The following is a 19,588-nucleotide window of genomic DNA, read 5'->3' on the forward strand; positions in this document are numbered from 1 at the left end:
CCACTCTCCCCCGCATTGCCCCCGCCTGCAGTCATTGCAATGAAGCGTTGCATTCGACTGCAGGCCATTGCATCAATTCCCCTGCATCTACCTGCAGATACGCGTTGACATGATTGACCACACCATGAAGGCAACGTAGCTTTCCATCAACGTCAAACACGTCATATCGCGAGACGAGGAATGGTCATGGGCGAGCCCCTCCACACTGTTGCGACGATGCCGACCGAGCGCCCGGCCGGCTGCCCTTTCGACCCGCCCGCAGCGCTGGTCGAGGCCCGCCGCCACGGTCCCATCAGCCGCTACACCCACCCCGGCGGGAAACCCGGCTGGCTGATCACCGGGTACGACCTGGTCCGGTCGGTCCTGGCCGACCCCCGGTTCAGCTCGCGCAAGGAGTTGCTGAACGTCGTCGACTTCGAGCTTCCTCCGGCGCCGCCCGGCGAGTTCCTCCTCATGGACGAGCCGCGGCACAGCCGCTACCGGAAGCCGCTGGTGGGCAGGTTCACCGTACGTCGCATGCGGCTGCTGACGGAGCGCATCGAGCAGATCACCACCGACTGCCTGGACGCCATGGAGCGGACCGGACCGCCGGCCGACCTGGTGACCGCGTTCGCCAAGCCCATCCCCACCATCGTGATCTGCGAGATCCTGGGTGTGCCGTACGAGGACCGGGCGTCCTTCCAGGAGCAGATCGACGCGTTCATGGGCGGCGAGGTGAGCGACGAGGAGCTGGTCGCCGCCTACACCGCGACCCAGGAGTACCTCGCGCAGCTGGTGGCCGCCAAGCGTGCCGAGCCCACCGACGACGTGCTCAGCGAACTCACCGACAGCGACCTGACCGACGAGGAGCTGAAGGGGATCAGCCTGATCCTGCTGGCGGCCGGGTTCGACACCACCGCGAACATGCTGTCGCTGGGCACCTTCGCGCTGCTGCGGAACCCGGACCAACTCGCCGCGCTGCGCGCCGACCCCGCGCTCACCGACGGGGCCGTGGAGGAGCTGTTGCGGTATCTGAGCGTCGCCAAGACGTTCATGAGGACGGCGCTGGAGGACGTCGAGGTCGGCGGCCAGACCGTCGAGGCCGGGACGACGGTCGTCCTGTCGTACAACACCGCCAACCGCGACCCCGACCGCTTCGCAGACCCCCACGTGCTCGACCTCGGGCGGCAGGCCGCCGGGCATCTTGCCTTCAGCCACGGCATCCACCAGTGTCTGGGGCAGCAGCTGGCCCGCGTCGAGATGCGGGTCGCGTTCCGCGCGCTGGTGGACCGCTTCCCCACGCTCCGCCTGGCCGTCCCGGCCGAAGAGGTCCGTCTGCGCCCGGAGACCGCGGACATCTTCGGTGTGAAGAGCCTCCCGGTCACCTGGGACGAGAAGTGAGCACGGCACGCCTGAGCGTGGACCGTGGGCGCTGCATCGGCGCCGGGATGTGCGCCATGACCGCCCCCGAGGTCTTCGACCAGGACGACGACGGCCTCGTGATCCTGCTGCACACCGAGCCGCCCACCACCGATCGAGCGGCCGCACGGATGGCCGCCGGCGTCTGCCCCTCCGGCGCGATCATCCTCCACGAACCGGAATCCGGCGACTCCCGGCCGGCGGGAGCCGGCCGGGGCGGGACCTGAGCCGACCTGCCACCTGCTGGAACGGTGACCCGGCCTGGTCTAGCGTGGAAGTGAGGCACCGCGGCAGCCACAGACACCCCCGTCTGCCACGGACGATTCCGCGCCGCTGTGTGCCCGATCGGCAGGTGAGGTCCATGACCAGCACGGCCGGCACGGCCGGCGCCACATCCCACGACCATGACGTGATCGTCGTCGGCGCCCGGTGTGCGGGTGCGCCGACCGCCATGCTTCTGGCCCGTCTCGGTCACCGGGTCCTCCTCGTCGACCGGGCGACGTTCCCGAGCGACACGATCTCCACGCACATGATCCATCCGCCCGGCCTGGCCGCGCTCGAACGCTGGGGACTGCTGGACCGGCTGATCGGAACGGGCTGCCCCGCCATCGACACCTACGCGTTCGACCTGGGCCCCTTCGTCATCGCCGGGTCCCCCTCCGGTGAGGGTTTCGAGGTCTCGTACGCCCCGCGCCGCACGGTCCTGGACAAGATCCTGGTCGACTCGGCCGCCGAGTCGGGCGCCGAGGTCCGGGAGGGGTTCACCGTCGAGGAGATCCTGTTCGACGGCGGGGCGGTCACCGGAATCAAGGGGCACGGCAAGGACGGCACGACCTCCACCGACCTTGCCCGGATCGTCGTCGGCGCCGACGGACTCCACTCGTCCGTCGCGAAGGCGACGGACGCCACGGGCTACGCGGAGAAGCCGAAGATCAACGCCTACTACTACTCGTACTGGGCCGGGCTGCCGATGGACGGGACGTTCGAGGCGTACGACCGCGGGGACCGCGCCTTCGCGGCATGGCCCACCCACGACGACCTGACGATGGTCATCTGTGCCTGGCCGATGCGGGACTTCGAGGCCAACCGCGGTGACATCGAAGGCAATTACCACGAGACGCTGGCCCGCGCGCCGGCCTTCGCCGAGCGGATCTCGAAGGCCACCCGGACCGAGCGGTTCGTCGGCACGGCCATCCCCAACTACTTCCGCAAGCCCTACGGGCCCGGCTGGATCCTCGTCGGAGACGCGGGCTACCTGAAGGATCCCATCACCGCCCAGGGCATCCAGGACGCCTTCCGGGACGCGGAGCGGTGCGCCGGAGCACTCGACGACGTGTTCGCCGGCCGCCGGGGTTTCGAGGAAGCCATGCGCTCCTGCCAGGAGGCGAGGGACTCCGAGGTCATGAGCATGTACGAGTTCACGGCCGACTTCGCCACGATGGAACCGCCGCCGCCCGAGATGCAGGAGTTGCTTCAGGCCGTGACCCGGAGCCGCTCGGCACAGGACGAGTTCATCCGGGTGACGGCCGGTGTGACGCGGCCGGAGGAGTTCTTCGGACACATGCAGGAACGGATGCAGCTGGAACGCATGGAGCAGGAGCACCGGACACCTCACGCGGCCTGAGGTCCGGCACCGCGGACATGTCCTGGCCGATTCCGGCCCCTGTACCGCTCGGCGCGTTGTACCGTGGGGGGTAGGGCCCGGTGCCGCCAACTCCCCCGTTTGGCTGCGCCGGGCCCGCCCGCGTGTCGGCCCCCTGACGACGCCGCCGCAGCCACGCCGAGAGATCACCGACGTGAGGCGACGGGCAGCCGGGCCGTGCCGAGGAGGCCGCCGTCGGGGGGCCTGAGGCCGAGGGTTCCCTCGTGGGCGCGGTGCCGTGACCCTGGAGCCGAGCAGGACGTCCGCTCCCCGGCGTAGGGCGTCCGCTTCCCGCCGTCACGATCGACACGCGCACACGGGCACACGGGCACACGGGCACACGGGCACACGGGCACACGGGCACACGGGCACACGGGCACACGGGCACACGGGCACACGGGCAGCGTGCCAGACCGGCGGAGCGCCTTCGGGGAGCCGACGTCACACGTCCTGGATGCGCCGGAAGCCACGCTCCGCCTCCAGCGCGAACGCGACCTCCAGAAGAGTCCGTTCACCGCCCGGGCGGCCGGAGAACATGACGCCGATGGGGAGTCCGTCCTCGGTGGCGCTCGCGGCGGGCACCGAGATCGACGGAGTGCCGACGACGTTGTTGACCGGTGTGAACGCGACGTACGCGAGGATCCTCTCGATCAGCGTCGCGTACGGGACGGCCGGGCTGAGGTGGCCGATCCGCGGAGTGGTGTGGGCGAGCACGGGCGACAGGACGAGGTCGAGACCGCGGAAGGCCGCCGCGTACGCGCGCTCCGTCCGCTTCAGCCTCCGCAGCATGCCCGGGGTGCGCCGCCAGGTGGCCAGGTACGCCTCGCGCAGGCCCCGGCTGAGACCGTCCATGCGACTCCGGTCGAAGTCCGCGCCGAGGGTCCGGCCGGTGATGCCGAGGAGGAACGACAGCATTCCCCAGTAGGTGAGGAAGTCTTCGGTGAACCTGGGGTCGAGGGCCAGCTCCACCGGCTCCACGGTGTGGCCGAGCCGTTCGAGGGTGGTCGCGGTCTCCGTGACGGCCGCGCGGGTGGCGGCGTCGGCGCGGACCCCGTTGGGCGAGTGGAGGAGGAGGCCGATGCGCAGCCGCCGCTCGGAGGGGCCTTCGACCAGGCCCAGGGGCGGCAGTTTCGGGTTGCGCCAGTACGTCTCGGCGGCGGCGAGGAACGTGGCGGTGTCCCGCACGGAGCGGCTGACGACCCCGTCGGAGACGATGTCGAGCGGCAGTTGACGGCTCTGGGCGTTCCCCACGACCCGGCCGCGGGTCGGCTTGAGTCCGACGAGTCCGCAGCAGGCGGCGGGGATCCGGATCGACCCGCCGCCGTCGTTGGCGTGGGCGATCGGGACCGCCCCGGCCGCGACGAGCGCGGCGCTGCCGCCGGACGAACCACCGGCCGAGTAGCCGGTGTTCCAGGGGTTGCGGACGGGCTCGGCGCCCTCGTACTCGGTGGTCGGGCTGAACCCGAACTCGGGCAGCCGGGTCTTGCCCAGCACGGTCACGCCGCTGCTCAGGAACTGCCGGGCGAACGGTGCGTGCCGGCGGGCGGCCCTCGGGGTGAAGGAGGCGCTGCCGTGGCCGGTCGGCAGCCCCTTGTGGTCGGTGTTGTCCTTGACGAAGGTCGGCACCCCGGCGAGGCCGCCGCTCGCACCGGCGGCGTGCGCCGGGAGGTCGACGTGCACCTGGACGGCGTGGAGCCGTCCCTCGACGGCCCGTACCCGCTGCGCCGCGTCCCGTGCCACCTCGGCGGCGCCGACCTCACCGCGCCGGATCGCGGCGGCGAGACCGACGGCGTCGTGGTCTCCCAGGGCGTCGTCCCGGAACGCGTGCACCGTGGTTCGTTCGTCGAAAGTCGTCACCGCTGCCTCAGCCCCCGGCCGTGTGGATGGTTGCCCGCCATCATTCCTTACCGTCAAGTAACACGCGAGGATTTCGGAATCCCACCGCGATACGTTCCCCGACCCCGCGCCATCGCAAGGAAATTGACGCTCCATCAGATCATGTCAGGTACATGACCGATCGAACCGCGGGGGCATACCTACGAACTTCCCGCACTCTCGGTTCCGCACGTCTTCCACGCCGGTTCCGAGCCCCCACGAGTGAAGGAGCAGCATGCCCCTCTCCCCATGGCTGAAGGCAGGCACCACCGCCGCCGCGGTCGTCCTGGCCACCGCGACGGCGGCGACCGCCGCGTCCGCCACCACACCGGAACCGTCGACGCCGAGCGCGTCGGCGGCGGTGACACTTCGTTACGACGACAGCAGGGCAGGCGGCTGGGAGGCCGCCATCGCGGCCGGAGTCGCCTCCTGGAACGCGAACGTCGGCAACGTCAAGCTGGTCGAGGCCGCGCCGGGCACCCGGGCCGAGATCGTGATCGTGGCCACGACCGGCTGGCCCCAGGCCACCCTCGGACCCGTCCGTCCGGGCCGACAGGTCCGCGTCGAGCTCGGAAGCCAGGCGGTGACGCAGGGGTACGACAAGACCCGTATCGCCGCCCATGAACTCGGCCACAGCCTGGGCCTGCCCGACACCAAGCCCGGCCCGTGCTCGCAGCTGATGTCCGGGTCGAGCGCCGGTACGAGCTGCACCAACGCGGTCCCGAACGCGACCGAGCGGGCCCGGGTGGAGTACGCCTACACCGGTGGCGCGGCCCTCCGCCTCCCCGCCGACGGCCGGGTCCTGGTGGACGCCCCGTAATCCAGGGGTCCACGACGGCGGGGTGCCCGACCGGGTGATGCACGCTCGGGCACCCCGCCATCTGCGTCGTATGCCCCATTTCACACCGCTATCGGGCGTGAGACAGAGCACTCTCCGTGAAGCATTGCGCATGGATTCCACAGGTCGGGGCAGGCGGCCCGATCGCCGGCGCAGCCGGCAGGGGGATTCAAGGAACGAAGGGCCAGACGCGACGTGACCGCAGAACAACAGACCATCCATGTGGGCGGAGAATGGCGAGCCGCCGTCTCCGGCGCCACGCGCGACATCATCGACCCCGTCGACGCGACCGTCTTCGCCGTCGTGTCGGAGGGCGATGTCGCGGACACCGAGGACGCCGTGGCCGCCGCGCGTGCCGCGTTCGACGACGGTGCCTGGCCGCGTACGCCGGTCGCCGAACGGGCGAACCTGCTGCGGCGGGTCGCCGCCCTGCTCGAGCGCGACCGCGAGCGCATCGGTGCCCTGGAGAGCCAGGACGCGGGCAAGACGCTGGAGGAGGGCCGTGTCGACGTCGACTGCGTCCGCGACGCCTTCCGCTACTTCGCCGACCTCGTGGAGAGCGAGAGCGGCGCACGCGTCGTCGACGCCGGATCGGACGAGATCCGCAGCGTCGTCGTGCACGAGCCCGTCGGCGTCTGCGCGCTGATCACGCCGTGGAACTACCCGCTGCTCCAGGCCAGCTGGAAGATCGCGCCCGCCCTCGCCGCCGGCAACACCTTCGTGATCAAGCCCAGCGAGATCACCCCGCTGAGCACCGTCGTCCTGGTCGAACTCCTCCTGGAGGCCGGTCTGCCGCTCGGAGCGGCCAACATCGTCACCGGCCCCGGCCACACCGTCGGCGCCCGGCTCGCCGCGCACCCCGACGTCGACCTCGTCTCGTTCACGGGCGGTCTCGTCAGTGGCACGAAGGTGGCCCACGCGGCCGCCGACAGCGTGAAGAAGGTCGCCCTCGAACTGGGCGGCAAGAACCCCAACGTCGTGTTCGCCGACGCCTGCGCGACGGCCGACGGCTTCGACACCGCCGTCGACCAGGCTCTCAACGCCGCTTTCATCCACAGCGGGCAGGTCTGCTCCGCCGGCTCCCGCCTCATCGTCGAGGAGTCGCTGCGCGAGCGCTTCGTCGCCGAACTCGCCCGCCGGGCCGAACTGATCCGGCTCGGCCGCGGCACCGACGCGGGCGTCGAGTGCGGTCCGCTGGTCTCCGCGGCCCAGGTGGCGAGGACCGAGGAGTACGTGGACTCCGCCCTCCGCGAGGGCGCCGTCCTGCGCGCGGGCGGCGAGCGCCCGGCCGGTCCCGGCTACTTCTACCGGCCCACGGTCCTCGACCGGTGCCACCGCCGGATGCGGATCGTCCGCGAAGAGGTCTTCGGACCCGTCCTCACCGTGGAGACCTTCCGCACCGAGGAGGAGGCCGTCACCCTCGCCAACGACACCGAGTACGGCCTCGCCGGAGCGGTGTGGACGGCCGACGAGGACCGTGCCCGGCGCGTCGCGGCCCGGCTGCGCCACGGCACCGTCTGGATCAACGACTTCCACCCCTACCTGCCGCAGGCGGAATGGGGCGGCTTCGGAAAGAGCGGCATCGGCCGCGAACTGGGCCCCAGCGGTCTCGCCGAGTACCGCGAGGCCAAGCACATCTACCAGAACCTCGCTCCGCGCCCCGTGCGCTGGTTCGCGGGCACGACGGAGAAGGACCAGGCATGAACGACCGGCACGTGTACGACTACGTCGTCGTCGGCGGCGGTACCGCGGGTTCGGTCATCGCCTCCCGGCTGACCGAGGACCCGGACGTCAGCGTCGCCGTCATCGAGGGCGGCCCCAGTGACGTCGGCCGTGACGACGTCCTCACCCTGCGCCGCTGGATGGGCCTGCTCGGCGGTGAGCTGGACTACGACTACCCCACGACCGAGCAGCCCCGCGGCAACTCGCACATCCGCCACAGCCGTGCGCGGGTGCTCGGCGGCTGTTCCTCGCACAACACCCTCATCGCCTTCAAGCCCCTGCCCTCCGACTGGGACGAGTGGGCCGAGGCCGGCGCCGAGGGGTGGGGCGCGGCGGCGATGGATCCGTACTTCGCCCGGCTGCGCAACAACATCGTGCCCGTCGACGAGGCCGACCGGAACGCGATCGCCCGGGACTTCGTCGACGCGGCACAGACCACGCTCGGTGTGCCGCGCGTCGAGGGCTTCAACAGGCGCCCCTTCCACGAGGGCGTCGGCTTCTTCGACCTCGCGTACCACCCGGAGAACAACAAGCGGTCGTCCGCCTCGGTCGCCTATCTGCACCCGTTCCTGGACCGGCCGAACCTGCACATCGCGCTGGAGACCTGGGCGTTCCGCCTGGAGTTCGAGGGCACCCGCGCCACCGGCGTGCACATCCGTACCAAGGACGGCGACGAGCACGTCGTACGCGCCCGGCGCGAGGTCCTGGTCTGCGCGGGTGCCGTGGACACCCCGCGACTGCTGCTGCACTCCGGCGTCGGGCCCCGTGCCGACCTCGAGAAGCTCGGCATACCCGTCGTGCACGACCTGCCGGGTGTCGGGGAGAACCTGCTCGACCACCCCGAGTCGGTCATCGTGTGGGAGACGCACGGCCCGATCCCGGAGAACTCCGCCATGGACTCCGACGCCGGCCTGTTCGTCCGCCGGGACCCGGAGTCCGAGGGGCCGGACCTGATGTTCCACTTCTACCAGATCCCCTTCACCGACAATCCCGAGCGCCTGGGCTACGAACGGCCCGCGCACGGCGTGTCGATGACCCCGAACATCCCCAAGCCGCGCAGCCGCGGCCGGCTCTACCTGACGAGTGCCGACCCCGAGGTCAAGCCCGCCCTGGACTTCCGGTACTTCACCGACGAGGACGACTACGACGGCCGCACCCTCGTCGACGGCATCCGCATCGCCCGGCGGATCGCGGCGAGCGAGCCGCTGGCCGGATGGCTGAAGCGGGAGGTGTGCCCGGGACCCGAGGTGACCTCCGACGAGGAACTCAGCGCGTACGCCCGTCAGGTCGCGCACACCGTCTACCACCCGGCCGGAACGTGCCGGATGGGGGCCGTCGACGACGAACTCGCCGTCGTCGCGCCCGATCTGCGGATCCGGGGCCTCGACGGCATCCGGATCGCCGACGCGTCGGTCTTCCCGACCATGACCGCCGTCAACCCGATGATCGGCGTGCTCATGGTCGGCGAGAAATGCGCCGACCTGCTGGGAGGTACGGTCCGATGAACGCTCCGCAGACCCCCGCCGAGCCCGTCTTCTCCGTACGCGACCTGTGGAAGGTCTTCGGTCCGAAGGCCGACCGCGTGCCCGCGGACCGGGAGCTCAGGTCGCTCGACGCCGCCGGGCTGCGCGAGCGCACCGGCTGCACCGCCGCCGTCCGCGACGTCTCGTTCGACGTCCGCAAGGGCGAGGTCTTCGTCGTCATGGGCCTCTCGGGCTCGGGCAAGTCCACGCTCGTCCGCTGTCTGACCCGGCTCATCGAGCCGACGTCGGGCACGATCGCCATCGACGGCGAGGACGTGCTGTCCATGGACAGCGGGCGGCTCCGCGAGCTGCGCCGGCACCGGGCGGCGATGGTCTTCCAGCACTTCGGGCTGCTGCCGCACCGGACGGTGCTCGACAACGTCGCGTACGGCCTCGAGATCCAGGGTGTGGGCCGCGGCGAACGGCGCGAGCGGGCCGCCGAGTTCGTCACCAAGGTGGGCCTGGACGGTATGGAGCACCGCAGGCCGAGCCAGCTGTCCGGTGGTCAGCAGCAGCGTGTCGGGCTGGCCCGCGCGCTCGCCGTGGACCCCGAAGTCCTGCTGTTCGACGAGCCGTTCAGCGCCCTGGACCCGCTGATCCGCCGGGACATGCAGGAGGAGGTGGTCCGTCTGCACCAGGAGGAGGGACGCACGATGGTCTTCATCACGCACGATCTGAGCGAGGCGCTGAAGCTGGGCGACCGCATCGCGCTGATGCGCGACGGCCGGATCGTCCAGCTCGGTACGCCGGAGGAGATCGTGGGCGCCCCCGCCGACGACTACGTCCGGGACTTCGTCCGGGACGTGCCGCGCGAGCAGGTGCTGACCGTCCGCTCGGCGATGCGCCCGGCCCTCGCAGGCGAGCAGGAGGCCGGTCCCTCGCTGGCCCCGAGCGCCACCGTGCACGAGGCCATCAAGGCCGTCGCCCGTACGGGCGAGAACGCGCGGGTCGTCGAGGACGGCCGGTGCCTGGGCGTGGTCGACCACGCGGGACTGCTCGGTGTCGTCGCCGGAGTACCGGCCGCGGCGGGGAGGGCGGTGGCCTGATGTACGCCCATACGACCTGGCCGCCGCCGGGCGCCACGAGCGGTTCCGCGACCTCCGCGCCGAACGGCACGAGCGGCTTCTCCGCCCTGGCCGCCCGCCGCGACGGCTCGACCACCGGGCGGTGGGGCCGATGACCACCACCGTCACTCCCGCCCCTCCCAGTCCTGCGGCCGCCCGCGACGCCGGGTCCGGTGCGCTGCGCGCCCTCGCGCACCACCGCGGCCGGCTGATCGGCGCCTGCGCAGCCGTCGCGCTCGTTCTCGGAGCCGTGCTCCTGGGCGGCGGCAGCTGGCCGGCGGCGCTCGCCGTCGACGTGTCCGGGCCGCTGGAGCGCACCAGCGACTGGATCATCGACAACCGTGACGGCCACCCGTTGTTCCTCTACTTCCTCGGCCACGTCAGCAACGTCGTGGTCGTGTCCGTCCGCGCGGTGTACCTGCTGCTGCTCGCCCTCGGCTGGGCCGGTGTCACCGCCGCCGCCGGTCTGGTGGCCTGGCGTGTCGCGGGCGTCCGTCTCGCGCTGACCTGCGTCGCCGGCTTCGCCGTGTGCGGAGTGCTCGGCATGTGGGTGCCCACGATGCAGACGCTCGCCCTGATGCTGATCGCCGTCGCCGCGTCCGTGCTGTTCGGAGGCCTCCTCGGCCTCGCCGCGGGCCTGTCGGACCGGATGCACCGGATCCTGCGCCCGGTGCTCGACACCATGCAGGTGCTGCCGGCCTTCGCATATCTGCTGCCCGTCGTCCTGGTCTTCGGAATCGGCGTGCCCGCGGCCGTCCTGGCGACCGTCGTCTACGCGGCCCCGCCCATGGCCCGTCTCACCGCGCTGGGGCTGCGCGGCGCGGACTCCGGGATCATGGAGGCCTCCGCGTCGCTCGGCGCCACCGGTCGGCAGCGCCTGCTGACAGCCCGGCTTCCGCTGGCCCGCAAGGAACTTCTGCTCGGTGTCAACCAGTCGATCATGATGGCGCTCGGCATGGCCGTGATCGCCTCCGTCATCGGCGCGGGCGGACTCGGAGACCGGGTCTACCAGGCACTGGCCTCCGTCGACGTCGGTGCCGCGCTCACGGCCGGTGTGCCGATCGTGCTGCTCGCCGTCGTCCTCGACCGGGTCACCGCCGCGGCCGGAGAGCGGATCGGCGCGGCTCCCGTCCGCCGGGCCGGACTCGGCTGGGCCGTCGCTCTCGCGGTGACCGCCGTCGTCGCCGTCGCGGGCCGGCTCTCCGACCGGCTCTCCTGGCCCGACGCGTGGACGGTCGGCATCGCCGAGCCCGTCAACGGCGCGGTCGACTGGATGACCGCGCACCTCTACTCCGGCGTGCCGCTGGTCGGCGGCACCGCCGACTGGGCGGCGCGGTTCACCACGTGGGTCCTCAACCCCCTGCGCGACGGCCTGCAGTGGCTGCCCTGGTGGGCGGTCCTGCTGGCGGTCGGCGCGCTCGCCCTGCTCATCGGCACGTGGCGCACCGCCGGGACGGCCGTCCTCGCGATGGCGGCGATCGGGGTGCTCGGCGTCTGGGACCCGGCGCTCGACACGCTCTCCCAGGTGCTGGCCGCCGTCGCCGTGACGCTGCTGCTCGGTGGCGCCCTGGGGGTCGCCGCGGCCCGCAGCACCCGCCTGGGGCGGGCGCTGCGGCCGGTGCTGGACGTCTTCCAGACGATGCCGCAGTTCGTCTACCTCATCCCCGTGGTCGCCCTGTTCGGCGTGGGCCGCGCCCCGGCGGTCGCGGCCGCCGTGGTCTACGCGCTGCCCGCCGTCGTACGGATCACCACCCAGGGTGTGCGCGGGGTGGACGCGGCCGCGATGGAGTCCTCGCGCTCGTTGGGCGCGACCGGTCGGCAGCAGCTGCTCCAGGTCCAACTGCCGCTGGCACGGCCCGCGTTGCTGCTCGCCGTCAACCAGGGCGTTGTGCTCGTGCTGGCCGTGGTCGTCATCGGTGGTCTGGTGGGCGGCGGTGCGCTCGGTTACGACGCGGTCTTCGGTCTCGCCCAGGGCGACCTGGCGACCGGTCTGGTCGCCGGCGCGGCGATCGTCTGCCTCGGCCTGATGCTCGACCGCGTCACCCAGCCGACGGAACGCCGCGCACTCGCCGGAAAGGGGGCCTGAGATGGCTCGTACACGCATCGCCGCACTCGTGACGGCGGCCGCCCTGGCGGCCGCTCTCACCGGCTGCGGCGCCGCCGACATGACCCGCCAGGCATCGCCGTACGCCGACGCGAAGGGCTCCCGCACGGTCACCCTGTCCGTGCAGTCGTGGGTGGGCGCGCAGGCCAACGTCGCCGTCGCTCAGTACCTGCTCGAGCACGAGCTCGGCTATCGGGTGGACACGGTCCAGATCGACGAGGTACCCGCCTGGGACGCGCTCAGCCAGGGCCGGGTGGACGCCATCCTGGAGGACTGGGGCCACCCGGAGCAGGAGAAGCGGTACATCGACGACAAGGGGACGATCGAGCGCGGTGGCGATCTCGGGGTGACCGGCCACATCGGCTGGTTCGTACCGACGTACTTCGCCGAGAAGCACCCGGACGTCACCGACTGGAGGAACCTGAACAAGTACGCAGCCGAGTTCCGTACCGCGGAGAGCGGCGGCAAGGGCCAGTTGCTGGACGGCTCGCCGTCCTACGTCACGAACGACAAGGCCCTCGTGAACAGTCTCGGCCTCGACTACCAGGTCGTGTTCGCGGGCTCGGAGGCAGCGCAGATCACGCAGATCAAGCAGTTCGCCAAGGAGAGGAAGCCCTTCCTGAGCTACTGGTACAAGCCCCAGTGGCTCTTCGAGAAGGTCCCGATGACGGAGGTGAAGCTGCCCGCGTACAAGGAGGGCTGCGACGCCGACCCGCAGAAGGTGGCCTGCGCGTATCCGCACACGCCGCTGCAGAAGTTCCTCAACGCCCGCTTCGCGAACGACGGAGGCGACGCCGCCGCCTTCCTGAAGAGGTTCCGCTGGACGACCGAGATGCAGAACGACGTCGCCCTGATGATCGCGGACCAGAAGCTGTCGCCGCAGGAGGCGGCGGGGCGCTGGGTGAAGGAGAACGAGGCCACCTGGCGGGTCTGGATCCCGTCCTGACGCGGGCGCGGCGGGCCGGACGCATACCCGGTCCGCCGTGTCCCGGCCCGGCCGGGTACGTGTCAGTCCACGCCGCCCCGGGGCTCGGGCGCCGGTGGCGAGACGCGTCGGCGGGCGTAGAGACGGCCGAGGGGCTCGGCGCTGAGGCCGTGCAGCACGACGCTGAGCATGACGGTGATCACCATGACGCGGGAGATGAAGTCCCCGCCGCCGGCGGCGGGCAGCTCCAGTGTGGCGAGGAGCCCGAAGACCACCGTGGTCACGCCCCGGGGGCCCATCCAGCCCAGGAAGAGCCTGTCGGTCAGGGGCACGTCCGTACCGATCAGCACGAGCAGCACCGGCACCACACGGACCAGGGTGAGGGCGAGGAGCCCGTAGAGGATGACGGAGAGGTGGAAGCCGTCCCAGAACTCGTCGTTGACCATCTGTCCGAAGAGGAACCACAGGGCGAGCGTCAGCAGGGTGACCAGGTCGTCGGTCATCTCCACGGCGTCCTTCGGCAGCTGCCGCAACGACGGGGCGAGGCAGACACCGGCGACGAAGGAGGCGACGAAACCGTTGCCGTCCAGCGCGACGGACAGGGTGTACGCGGCGATCGGCACGCTCAGCACCGCGAGCCTCGTCGCGGCGGGCTGGGTCCAGCCCCGGGCCCAGGACCCGCGCAGCAGCCGTCCGGCCACGTAGCCGACGAGTGATCCGGCCCCGACGGCCCACGCCGCCGCTCCGACGGCGTCGAGGAGGGCCTCGGCGTAGTCGTCGCTCGCCGTGTGGGACTCGACGGCGGCGGCGAGGCAGAGCAGGAACACCGGGGAGACGATCCCGTCGTTCAGACCGCCCTCGACGTTGAGCACGTCCCGCAGGCGCGCCGGGATGCGCTTGTCCCGGAGCACGGCGGCGGTGGGCGCCAGATCGAGCGGGACGACGACGGTCGCCAGCACCGCCAGCACCCATCCGGGCTGGTCGGGGAAGAAGGCGAGCGCGGCCAGGAAGGCGGCGGCGAGGGTGAGCGGCAGCGCGCCGCCGAGGAGTCGGACGACGACGCTCCGCTCCCGGCGGACGACTCCCTTGGGCACCTCGGTCGCGTCGACGAAGAGCAGGAGCGCGAGGACGACCTCCACGGCGTGCTCGAAGCCGGCCAGGTCGCCGAGGTCGAAGACGAGCGGCGGGTCGGAGCCGCTGGTGAGGGCGATGCCCGCGACCATCATGGCGATCGGCGCGGTGATGCTCCATCGCGCGAGCCGGTGCGACAGGACGCACCAGGTGAAGAGAACGCCCGCGATGACGGTGACGGCAAGCAAGAGCATCCGCGCTTTCGAAGGGGCCTCGGACAGACGCAGCGTACGGCCGATGCGCCCGCCGACCGGTGGGAGCACGCCGACGACGGCGCGCCCACCCCCCAGCGGCCCCCTGGCGCGGTGGGGGGCCGCCCGGGACGGTGGAGCCGCCCCGGACGGAGGGACCACTTGGGACGGTGGCAGCTCCGGACGGTGCCGCGCGGCGCCGACCAGGGGTCCGGCGATGTCGGCGCGGCTGCGGGGGTCAGACGACGCCCTGCGCCGTCATCGCCCGAGCCACCTTCAGGAACCCCGCGACGTTGGCGCCGAGCACGTAGTCCTCCGCGTTGCCGCCGTACGCCTCGGCGGTGGCCCGGCACTCGGCGTGGACGCCGCGCATGACCGTCGCGAGCCGCGTCTCCGTCTCCTCGAAGGACCAGCTGTCGCGGGAAGCGTTCTGCTGCATCTCCAGCGCCGAGGTCGCCACACCACCGGCGTTGGCGGCCTTCCCCGGACCGAAGAGGACCCCCGCCTCCCGGAACACCTTCACCGCGTCGGGGGTGCAGGGCATGTTCGCGCCTTCGGCGACGGCCCGAACGCCGTTCTTGACCAGGGCCACGGCGTCGTCGCGGCCCAGCTCGTTCTGGGTCGCGCACGGCAGGGCGATCTCGCACGGGACGTCGTACACCGTGCCCCGGGCGGAGAAGCGCGCGGTCGGCTTCGCCTCCGCGTAGGCGGAGATACGGGCCCTGCGCACCTCCTTGACGTCCTTCAGCAGCTCCAGGTCGATGCCGTCCTCGTCGACCAGATACCCGGAGGAGTCGCTGCAGGCCACCACCCTGCCGCCCAGGTCGTGCACCTTCTCGGCGGCGTACACGGCCACGTTCCCCGAGCCGGAGACCACCACCCGGCGCCCGTCGAAACCGTCGCCGCGCGTGGCGAGCATCTCCTCGGCGAAGTACACCGCGCCGTAACCGGTCGCCTCGGTACGGACGTGCGAACCGCCCCAGCCCACGGGCTTCCCGGTCAGGACACCGGCCTCGTACCGGTTGGTGATCCGCTTGTACTGGCCGAACAGATAGCCGATCTCCCGCGCCCCGACTCCGATGTCTCCGGCCGGTACGTCGGTGTGCTCGCCCAGGTGCCGGTACAGCTCGGTCATGAGGGACTGACAGAACCGCATGACCTCGCCGTCCGAGCGGCCCTTGGGGTCGAAGTCCGCGCCGCCCTTGCCGCCGCCGATGCCCATCCCGGTCAGCGCGTTCTTGAAGATCTGCTCGAAGCCGAGGAACTTCACGATGCCGAGGTTGACACTCGGGTGGAAGCGCAGACCGCCCTTGTACGGGCCGAGGGCACTGCTGAACTCCACGCGGAAGCCTCGGTTCACCCGCACGGCCCCCTGGTCGTCGACCCACGGGACCCGGAAGAGCAACTGCCGCTCCGGCTCACACAGCCGCTCCAGGATCCCGCTCTCCGCGTACTCCGGATGCCGCTCGAGCGCGGGCGCCAGGGAGTCGAGCACTTCGGCCGCCGCCTGGTGGAACTCCGCCTCCCCGGGGTTGCGTCGGCAGATCTCGGTGTAGACGGCCTCGATGTGCGCGCTGACGTGCATGCCTGGTGTCTCGCCTTCTGCTCGCCGAAAGGTCCGCCGTTCGCGTCGCGTTGCCCGCGGGGCGGCGTCAGGCAATTGTTGCCGGACGCGGCGGCCCGCGGGGCCGTTGGGGAGATCCACGTTCGGTCGAGCGGCCGAACGGCATGCGGCGTGCGAACGTCGGGGAACGGGAGGGCGGACGGCGGCCGGACGGCGAGCGGGCCGGTCAGGAAGCGGCGGAGACGGTTTCGACGAAGTCGCCGACCTGGGCCTCGGGGAGGGTCCGGGCGACATCGGCCTGGGAGATGATGCCGACGAGGACGTGGCTGTCGATGACGGGTACGCGTCGGATCCTGTGCTCACTCATGACGCGGAGCACCTGTTCGGCGGTGTCGTCGGCGGCGACCGTGACGATCGTGTCCTGCGCGAGGTCGCCGGCGGTGCACGCGGCGGGGTCCTTGCCTTGGGCGACGACCTTCACGACGATGTCGCGATCGGTGAGCATGCCGTGCAGCTTCTCGTCGGGGCCGCAGATCGGCAGGGCTCCGACACCGAGGTCCGCCATCTTCCGCGCGGCCTCGACGATGGTCTCGCTCGCGCGGACGCAGGTCGCGTCCGCCGTCATCAGGTCACGTGCGGTGGTCATGGGTATCTCCTGATTCTCTCGTGGTCGGTCCTCCCCATCGCGACTGCCCCCTCCCGACACCGCCAACCCTGCCGCCCCCGTGCATCACGGGGTACGCGTGCCGCCTGCCATCGACGCTCTTCAGCCCAGAGAGCCGGCCGACGAGCCAACGGGCGTCGGGCGTCCCTTCGGCCGCGACACGGCCAACCATCCGACGCAGGCGTCGAACGCGAGTTCGGAGACTGCCCGCACGTCCTGCGGGCCCCGAAGCCGCGTCCTGGAACGCCGCGGTCCTGCCTGCGCGGCATCACCCTGCCGCGACACGACGCAGGCGCTCCGCCGCCGCGGCGAGTGAGCGGGGGCGCGGGGCGGGGGTCCAGGGGTTCCTTTCGAGGAGCCGGTCCGCGTCGGCGAGGGTCCAGCGCCGGGCGTCGAGGCCCGGGTCGTCCAGGTCGTTCCAGGCGATGGGCGCTGCGACGGGCGCGCCGGGGCGGGCGCGGACCGCGTAGGGCGCGACGGCCGTCTGCCCGTACGCGTTGCGCTGGATGTCGATGTAGAGCCGCCCTCCGCGCGCCTTCTTGCGGGCCTCGGTCGTGAGCCGGTCGGGGTGGCGGGCGGCGAGGAAGCGGGCGACGTCGGCGGCGAATCCGCGTACCTCGTCGAAGGCCGCGCCGCGGTCCAGCGCGACGCTGACGTGCAGCCCGCGTGAGCCCGTGGTCATCAGCCGCGAGGGCAGCCGCAGCTCGTCCAGCAGCTCGTGGAGCCACCACGCGGCCTCGCGGACCCGCGCGAAATCGTCGTCGGACGGGTCGAGGTCGAAGACGAGCCGGTCGGGACGGTCCGGCAGGTCGGCCCTGGAGAGCCATCGGTGCGGGGTGACGCAGGCCTGGTCGGCGAGCAGGACCAGGGTGGCCGTGTCGTCGCACAGGACGTACGTGACGGTGCCGCCCTCCTTGGGCAGCTCGGCGCGGTGGACCCAGTCCGGGAAGTGGTCCGGGGTGTCCTTCTGCATGAATCCCCGGTCGCCGATGCCGTCCGGGTGACGCTCCGGCATCAGCGGCCGGCCGCGCAGCTGCGGAAGCATCCGCCGGGCGACCGTGCGGTAGTACGTGGCCAGGTCGGCCTTGGTGATGCCGTCCTCGGGGAAGAGCACCTTCTCCGGTCGCCCGACCTCGACCGTGCGCCGCCCCGCCCGGACCCTCCGAGGGACGCTCATGCCGCCCGCCCCGCGGCGACCTGCCCCGGGGTGTGGCCCGTGCGCACCGAGCGGGCGCGCCGAGGGTCTGGCGTACCCCCTCCCGAGGCGCGCTCGGCGGACCGTGTGACCGGCAGCCACGTCGGGCGCCCGCCGTCCGTGTCGGTGCGGAGGCGGGTGAGCGACCGGCCGCCGCGCAGCTTCCGTCCGTCCGGCTCGGTCGACTTCGAGAGGTCCCTGCGCCGAGGGTGTTCCGTCAGTGCCGCGTGCCGGGGGGCCATGTGCGTCTCCGTCCGTGCGGGCCGCCGTGCCGCCGGCGTCAGGTCCGCCAGGCCTCGCGCACCTCGTCGCGGTGCTCGGCGAGCCAGGCGGCGAAGTCCTGCAGCGCGGGGTTGAGGTCGCGGGCGGCGGTGAGGTCGCGGGCCTTGGTGTACGGCTCTTCGCAGTCGGCGAAGAACTGGAACATGTTCCCCGCCTCGTCCGCGCCGGGATGTCCCTGCGCCCGGTACGCGTCCGGCGTCAGCGGCCGGTACAGCACCGGTTCGCCGCGCGCCTCCCCCAGCGCGGAGGCCATGTCGGCGACCTTGAGGTGCTCCCCGGCGATGCTGACCGTGGCGGCGATGAGGTCCGTACCCCGCTTGAGGATGGCCAGGGCGGTCCTGCCGATGTCGGCGACGGCCATGCCCGAGAGCCGGTGGTCGCCCATCGGGAGGTTCAGCCGGAGGGTTCCGTCCTCGCCGCGCTGCGGGGGGAAGAAGTCGAAGAGGTTCTCCCAGTAGAAGGTGGTGCGCAGGAAGGTGGTCGGTACGCCTTCGTCGGTGAAGTAGCGGTCGGCCTCCGCCTTGGCGTCGAAGTGCGGCACCTTGTAGTGCTCCTGGAGGGTGGGCATCCGGTCGTCGTCGAGCGGGATGCAGGCGCGGGTGTCCTCCAGCGTGGACCAGACGGCGTGCTGCACACCCGCGTGCGAGGCCGCCCGGGCGAGCGCCAGGGCCTGGGCCTTCTCCCGGGCGGCGGACATGTGCTCCCAGAACGGCGTGACCAGGAAGGCGCCGTAGGCGTGCTCGAAGGCCGGGGCGAGGCTGGGCGGATCGTCCATGTCGGCCTGGACGATGTCGGTGACACCGAGGCGTTTCAGCTCCTGCGTCGCGTCTCCGTCGGGACGGCGGGTGACGGCCCGTACCGCGAACTCCTCGTCCGGGTCGCTCAGGGCGGCGCGGACGAGTCCGCCGCCCTGGCTGCCGGTCGCCCCGAACACCGTGATGATCTTCTTCTCGGTCATGGCTCGATTCGCCTCGCACCTGCCGCGCGCGTCCACGTCTTCTCAGCGCGTGCCCGGGACGCGTGCCGGTATGCGTGCCGGTGTGTGTCACGGGCCGCGGGAGGGGTGTGGTCCCGCCTGGGTCTGTCCGCGCTCTCCGGATGATCCGGAGGCTCCGCCTACTCGGCGATCTCCGTACGCTCCCACCACTCGTACACCCGCAGGGTCCCCGCGGCGGTGTCCTCGCGTCGTGGGGTCTCCCTGAAGTGTTCGTATCCGCCGAGACGCGGGAGCTTCACGTCCTCGCCGGGGGTCTCGACCTGCACGATCCGCTCGGGGAGGTCGTCCGGACCGCCCTCCAGAAACACCTTGTGCGCCATGGCACCAGTCTCGCCACCCCGGCCCCGCGCCGCACGCGGGAAGCGTCTGTCGGGGGACACCCGCCGGGGCGCCGTGCGGCATCAGCGGGGCGATGTACGACGAGGCGGCACGGTGGCCCGACCGCGGATCGAGCGCGAGCCGACAGGGACGGC

18 protein-coding genes are annotated in these 19,588 nt (G+C 71.9%); 10 read left to right on the forward strand and 8 right to left on the reverse strand.

What is annotated here, in order from left to right; translation table 11 throughout:
* Positions 1-186: 186 nt before the first annotated feature.
* From ACFUJR_RS22770 to ACFUJR_RS22780, 3 genes are all read left to right on the forward strand, one after another.
* Entirely contained in the window at positions 187-1,380 is a 1,194-nt protein-coding gene (locus ACFUJR_RS22770; protein ID WP_383171507.1) for a cytochrome P450, read from the forward strand.
* Positions 1,377-1,625 (forward strand): ferredoxin, encoded by a 249-nt coding sequence (locus ACFUJR_RS22775; protein ID WP_383171509.1) that lies wholly within the window; start codon positions 1,377-1,379, stop codon positions 1,623-1,625. The genes ACFUJR_RS22770 and ACFUJR_RS22775 overlap by 4 nt, the downstream gene beginning before the upstream one ends.
* 134 nt (positions 1,626-1,759) lie before the next feature.
* Positions 1,760-3,022 (forward strand): FAD-dependent monooxygenase, encoded by a 1,263-nt coding sequence (locus ACFUJR_RS22780; RefSeq protein WP_383171511.1) that lies wholly within the window; start codon positions 1,760-1,762, stop codon positions 3,020-3,022.
* Between the two features lie 459 nt (positions 3,023-3,481).
* Here the strand turns inward: ACFUJR_RS22780 and ACFUJR_RS22785 are convergent, their stop codons facing one another.
* Entirely contained in the window at positions 3,482-4,897 is a 1,416-nt protein-coding gene (locus ACFUJR_RS22785) for an amidase (protein ID WP_383171513.1), read from the reverse strand.
* Positions 4,898-5,150: 253 nt separating this feature from the next.
* Here ACFUJR_RS22785 and ACFUJR_RS22790 point away from each other — a divergent pair, with 253 nt between their 5' ends.
* From ACFUJR_RS22790 to ACFUJR_RS22820, 7 genes are all read left to right on the forward strand, one after another.
* Positions 5,151-5,735 (forward strand): snapalysin family zinc-dependent metalloprotease, encoded by a 585-nt coding sequence (locus ACFUJR_RS22790; protein WP_383171515.1) that lies wholly within the window; start codon positions 5,151-5,153, stop codon positions 5,733-5,735.
* Between the two features lie 213 nt (positions 5,736-5,948).
* Positions 5,949-7,457 (forward strand): aldehyde dehydrogenase family protein, encoded by a 1,509-nt coding sequence (locus tag ACFUJR_RS22795; protein WP_383171517.1) that lies wholly within the window; start codon positions 5,949-5,951, stop codon positions 7,455-7,457.
* On the forward strand, positions 7,454-8,980 hold the full coding sequence (locus tag ACFUJR_RS22800; protein WP_383171519.1) for a GMC family oxidoreductase: 1,527 nt from the start codon (positions 7,454-7,456) through the stop codon (positions 8,978-8,980). The genes ACFUJR_RS22795 and ACFUJR_RS22800 overlap by 4 nt, the downstream gene beginning before the upstream one ends.
* A complete protein-coding gene (locus tag ACFUJR_RS22805; protein WP_383171521.1) occupies positions 8,977-10,044 on the forward strand; it encodes a glycine betaine/L-proline ABC transporter ATP-binding protein in 1,068 nt (355 codons plus the stop codon). Before ACFUJR_RS22800 ends, ACFUJR_RS22805 begins: the two co-directional genes overlap by 4 nt.
* Positions 10,044-10,178 (forward strand): hypothetical protein, encoded by a 135-nt coding sequence (locus ACFUJR_RS22810; RefSeq protein WP_383171523.1) that lies wholly within the window; start codon positions 10,044-10,046, stop codon positions 10,176-10,178. Before ACFUJR_RS22805 ends, ACFUJR_RS22810 begins: the two co-directional genes overlap by 1 nt.
* Positions 10,175-12,148 (forward strand): ABC transporter permease subunit, encoded by a 1,974-nt coding sequence (locus ACFUJR_RS22815; protein WP_383171525.1) that lies wholly within the window; start codon positions 10,175-10,177, stop codon positions 12,146-12,148. The genes ACFUJR_RS22810 and ACFUJR_RS22815 overlap by 4 nt, the downstream gene beginning before the upstream one ends.
* A gap of 1 nt (position 12,149) precedes the next feature.
* Positions 12,150-13,112 (forward strand): ABC transporter substrate-binding protein, encoded by a 963-nt coding sequence (locus ACFUJR_RS22820; protein ID WP_383171527.1) that lies wholly within the window; start codon positions 12,150-12,152, stop codon positions 13,110-13,112.
* A gap of 62 nt (positions 13,113-13,174) precedes the next feature.
* On the opposite strand, the gene ACFUJR_RS22825 is transcribed toward ACFUJR_RS22820, so the two are convergent.
* The 7 genes from ACFUJR_RS22825 to ACFUJR_RS22855 all read right to left on the reverse strand — a co-directional run bounded on the left by ACFUJR_RS22825 (position 13,175) and on the right by ACFUJR_RS22855 (position 19,435).
* Complete coding sequence (locus tag ACFUJR_RS22825; RefSeq protein ID WP_383171529.1) at positions 13,175-14,416, reverse strand: cation:proton antiporter; 1,242 nt, start codon at positions 14,414-14,416, stop codon at positions 13,175-13,177.
* Positions 14,417-14,651: 235 nt separating this feature from the next.
* Positions 14,652-15,998: an NADP-specific glutamate dehydrogenase gene (gdhA, locus tag ACFUJR_RS22830; RefSeq protein WP_383171531.1), complete on the reverse strand. Its 1,347-nt coding sequence runs from the start codon at positions 15,996-15,998 to the stop codon at positions 14,652-14,654.
* A gap of 205 nt (positions 15,999-16,203) precedes the next feature.
* Positions 16,204-16,623, reverse strand: coding sequence for a CBS domain-containing protein (locus ACFUJR_RS22835; RefSeq protein WP_383171533.1), 420 nt, complete (start codon positions 16,621-16,623; stop codon positions 16,204-16,206).
* Between the two features lie 286 nt (positions 16,624-16,909).
* A complete protein-coding gene (gene ligD, locus ACFUJR_RS22840) occupies positions 16,910-17,818 on the reverse strand; it encodes a non-homologous end-joining DNA ligase (protein ID WP_383171535.1) in 909 nt (302 codons plus the stop codon).
* Entirely contained in the window at positions 17,815-18,078 is a 264-nt protein-coding gene (locus ACFUJR_RS22845) for a hypothetical protein (protein WP_383450668.1), read from the reverse strand. The genes ligD and ACFUJR_RS22845 overlap by 4 nt, the downstream gene beginning before the upstream one ends.
* 38 nt (positions 18,079-18,116) lie before the next feature.
* Positions 18,117-19,076 carry an NmrA/HSCARG family protein gene (locus tag ACFUJR_RS22850; RefSeq protein ID WP_383171537.1) on the reverse strand — a complete coding sequence of 320 codons (960 nt, stop codon included), beginning with the start codon at positions 19,074-19,076 and terminating at the stop codon, positions 18,117-18,119.
* A gap of 158 nt (positions 19,077-19,234) precedes the next feature.
* Positions 19,235-19,435: a DUF5988 family protein gene (locus tag ACFUJR_RS22855; protein WP_383171539.1), complete on the reverse strand. Its 201-nt coding sequence runs from the start codon at positions 19,433-19,435 to the stop codon at positions 19,235-19,237.
* Positions 19,436-19,588: the final 153 nt, after the last annotated feature.

The organism is Streptomyces sp. NPDC057271 (assembly GCF_042668715.1).
GTDB lineage: Bacteria > Actinomycetota > Actinomycetes > Streptomycetales > Streptomycetaceae > Streptomyces.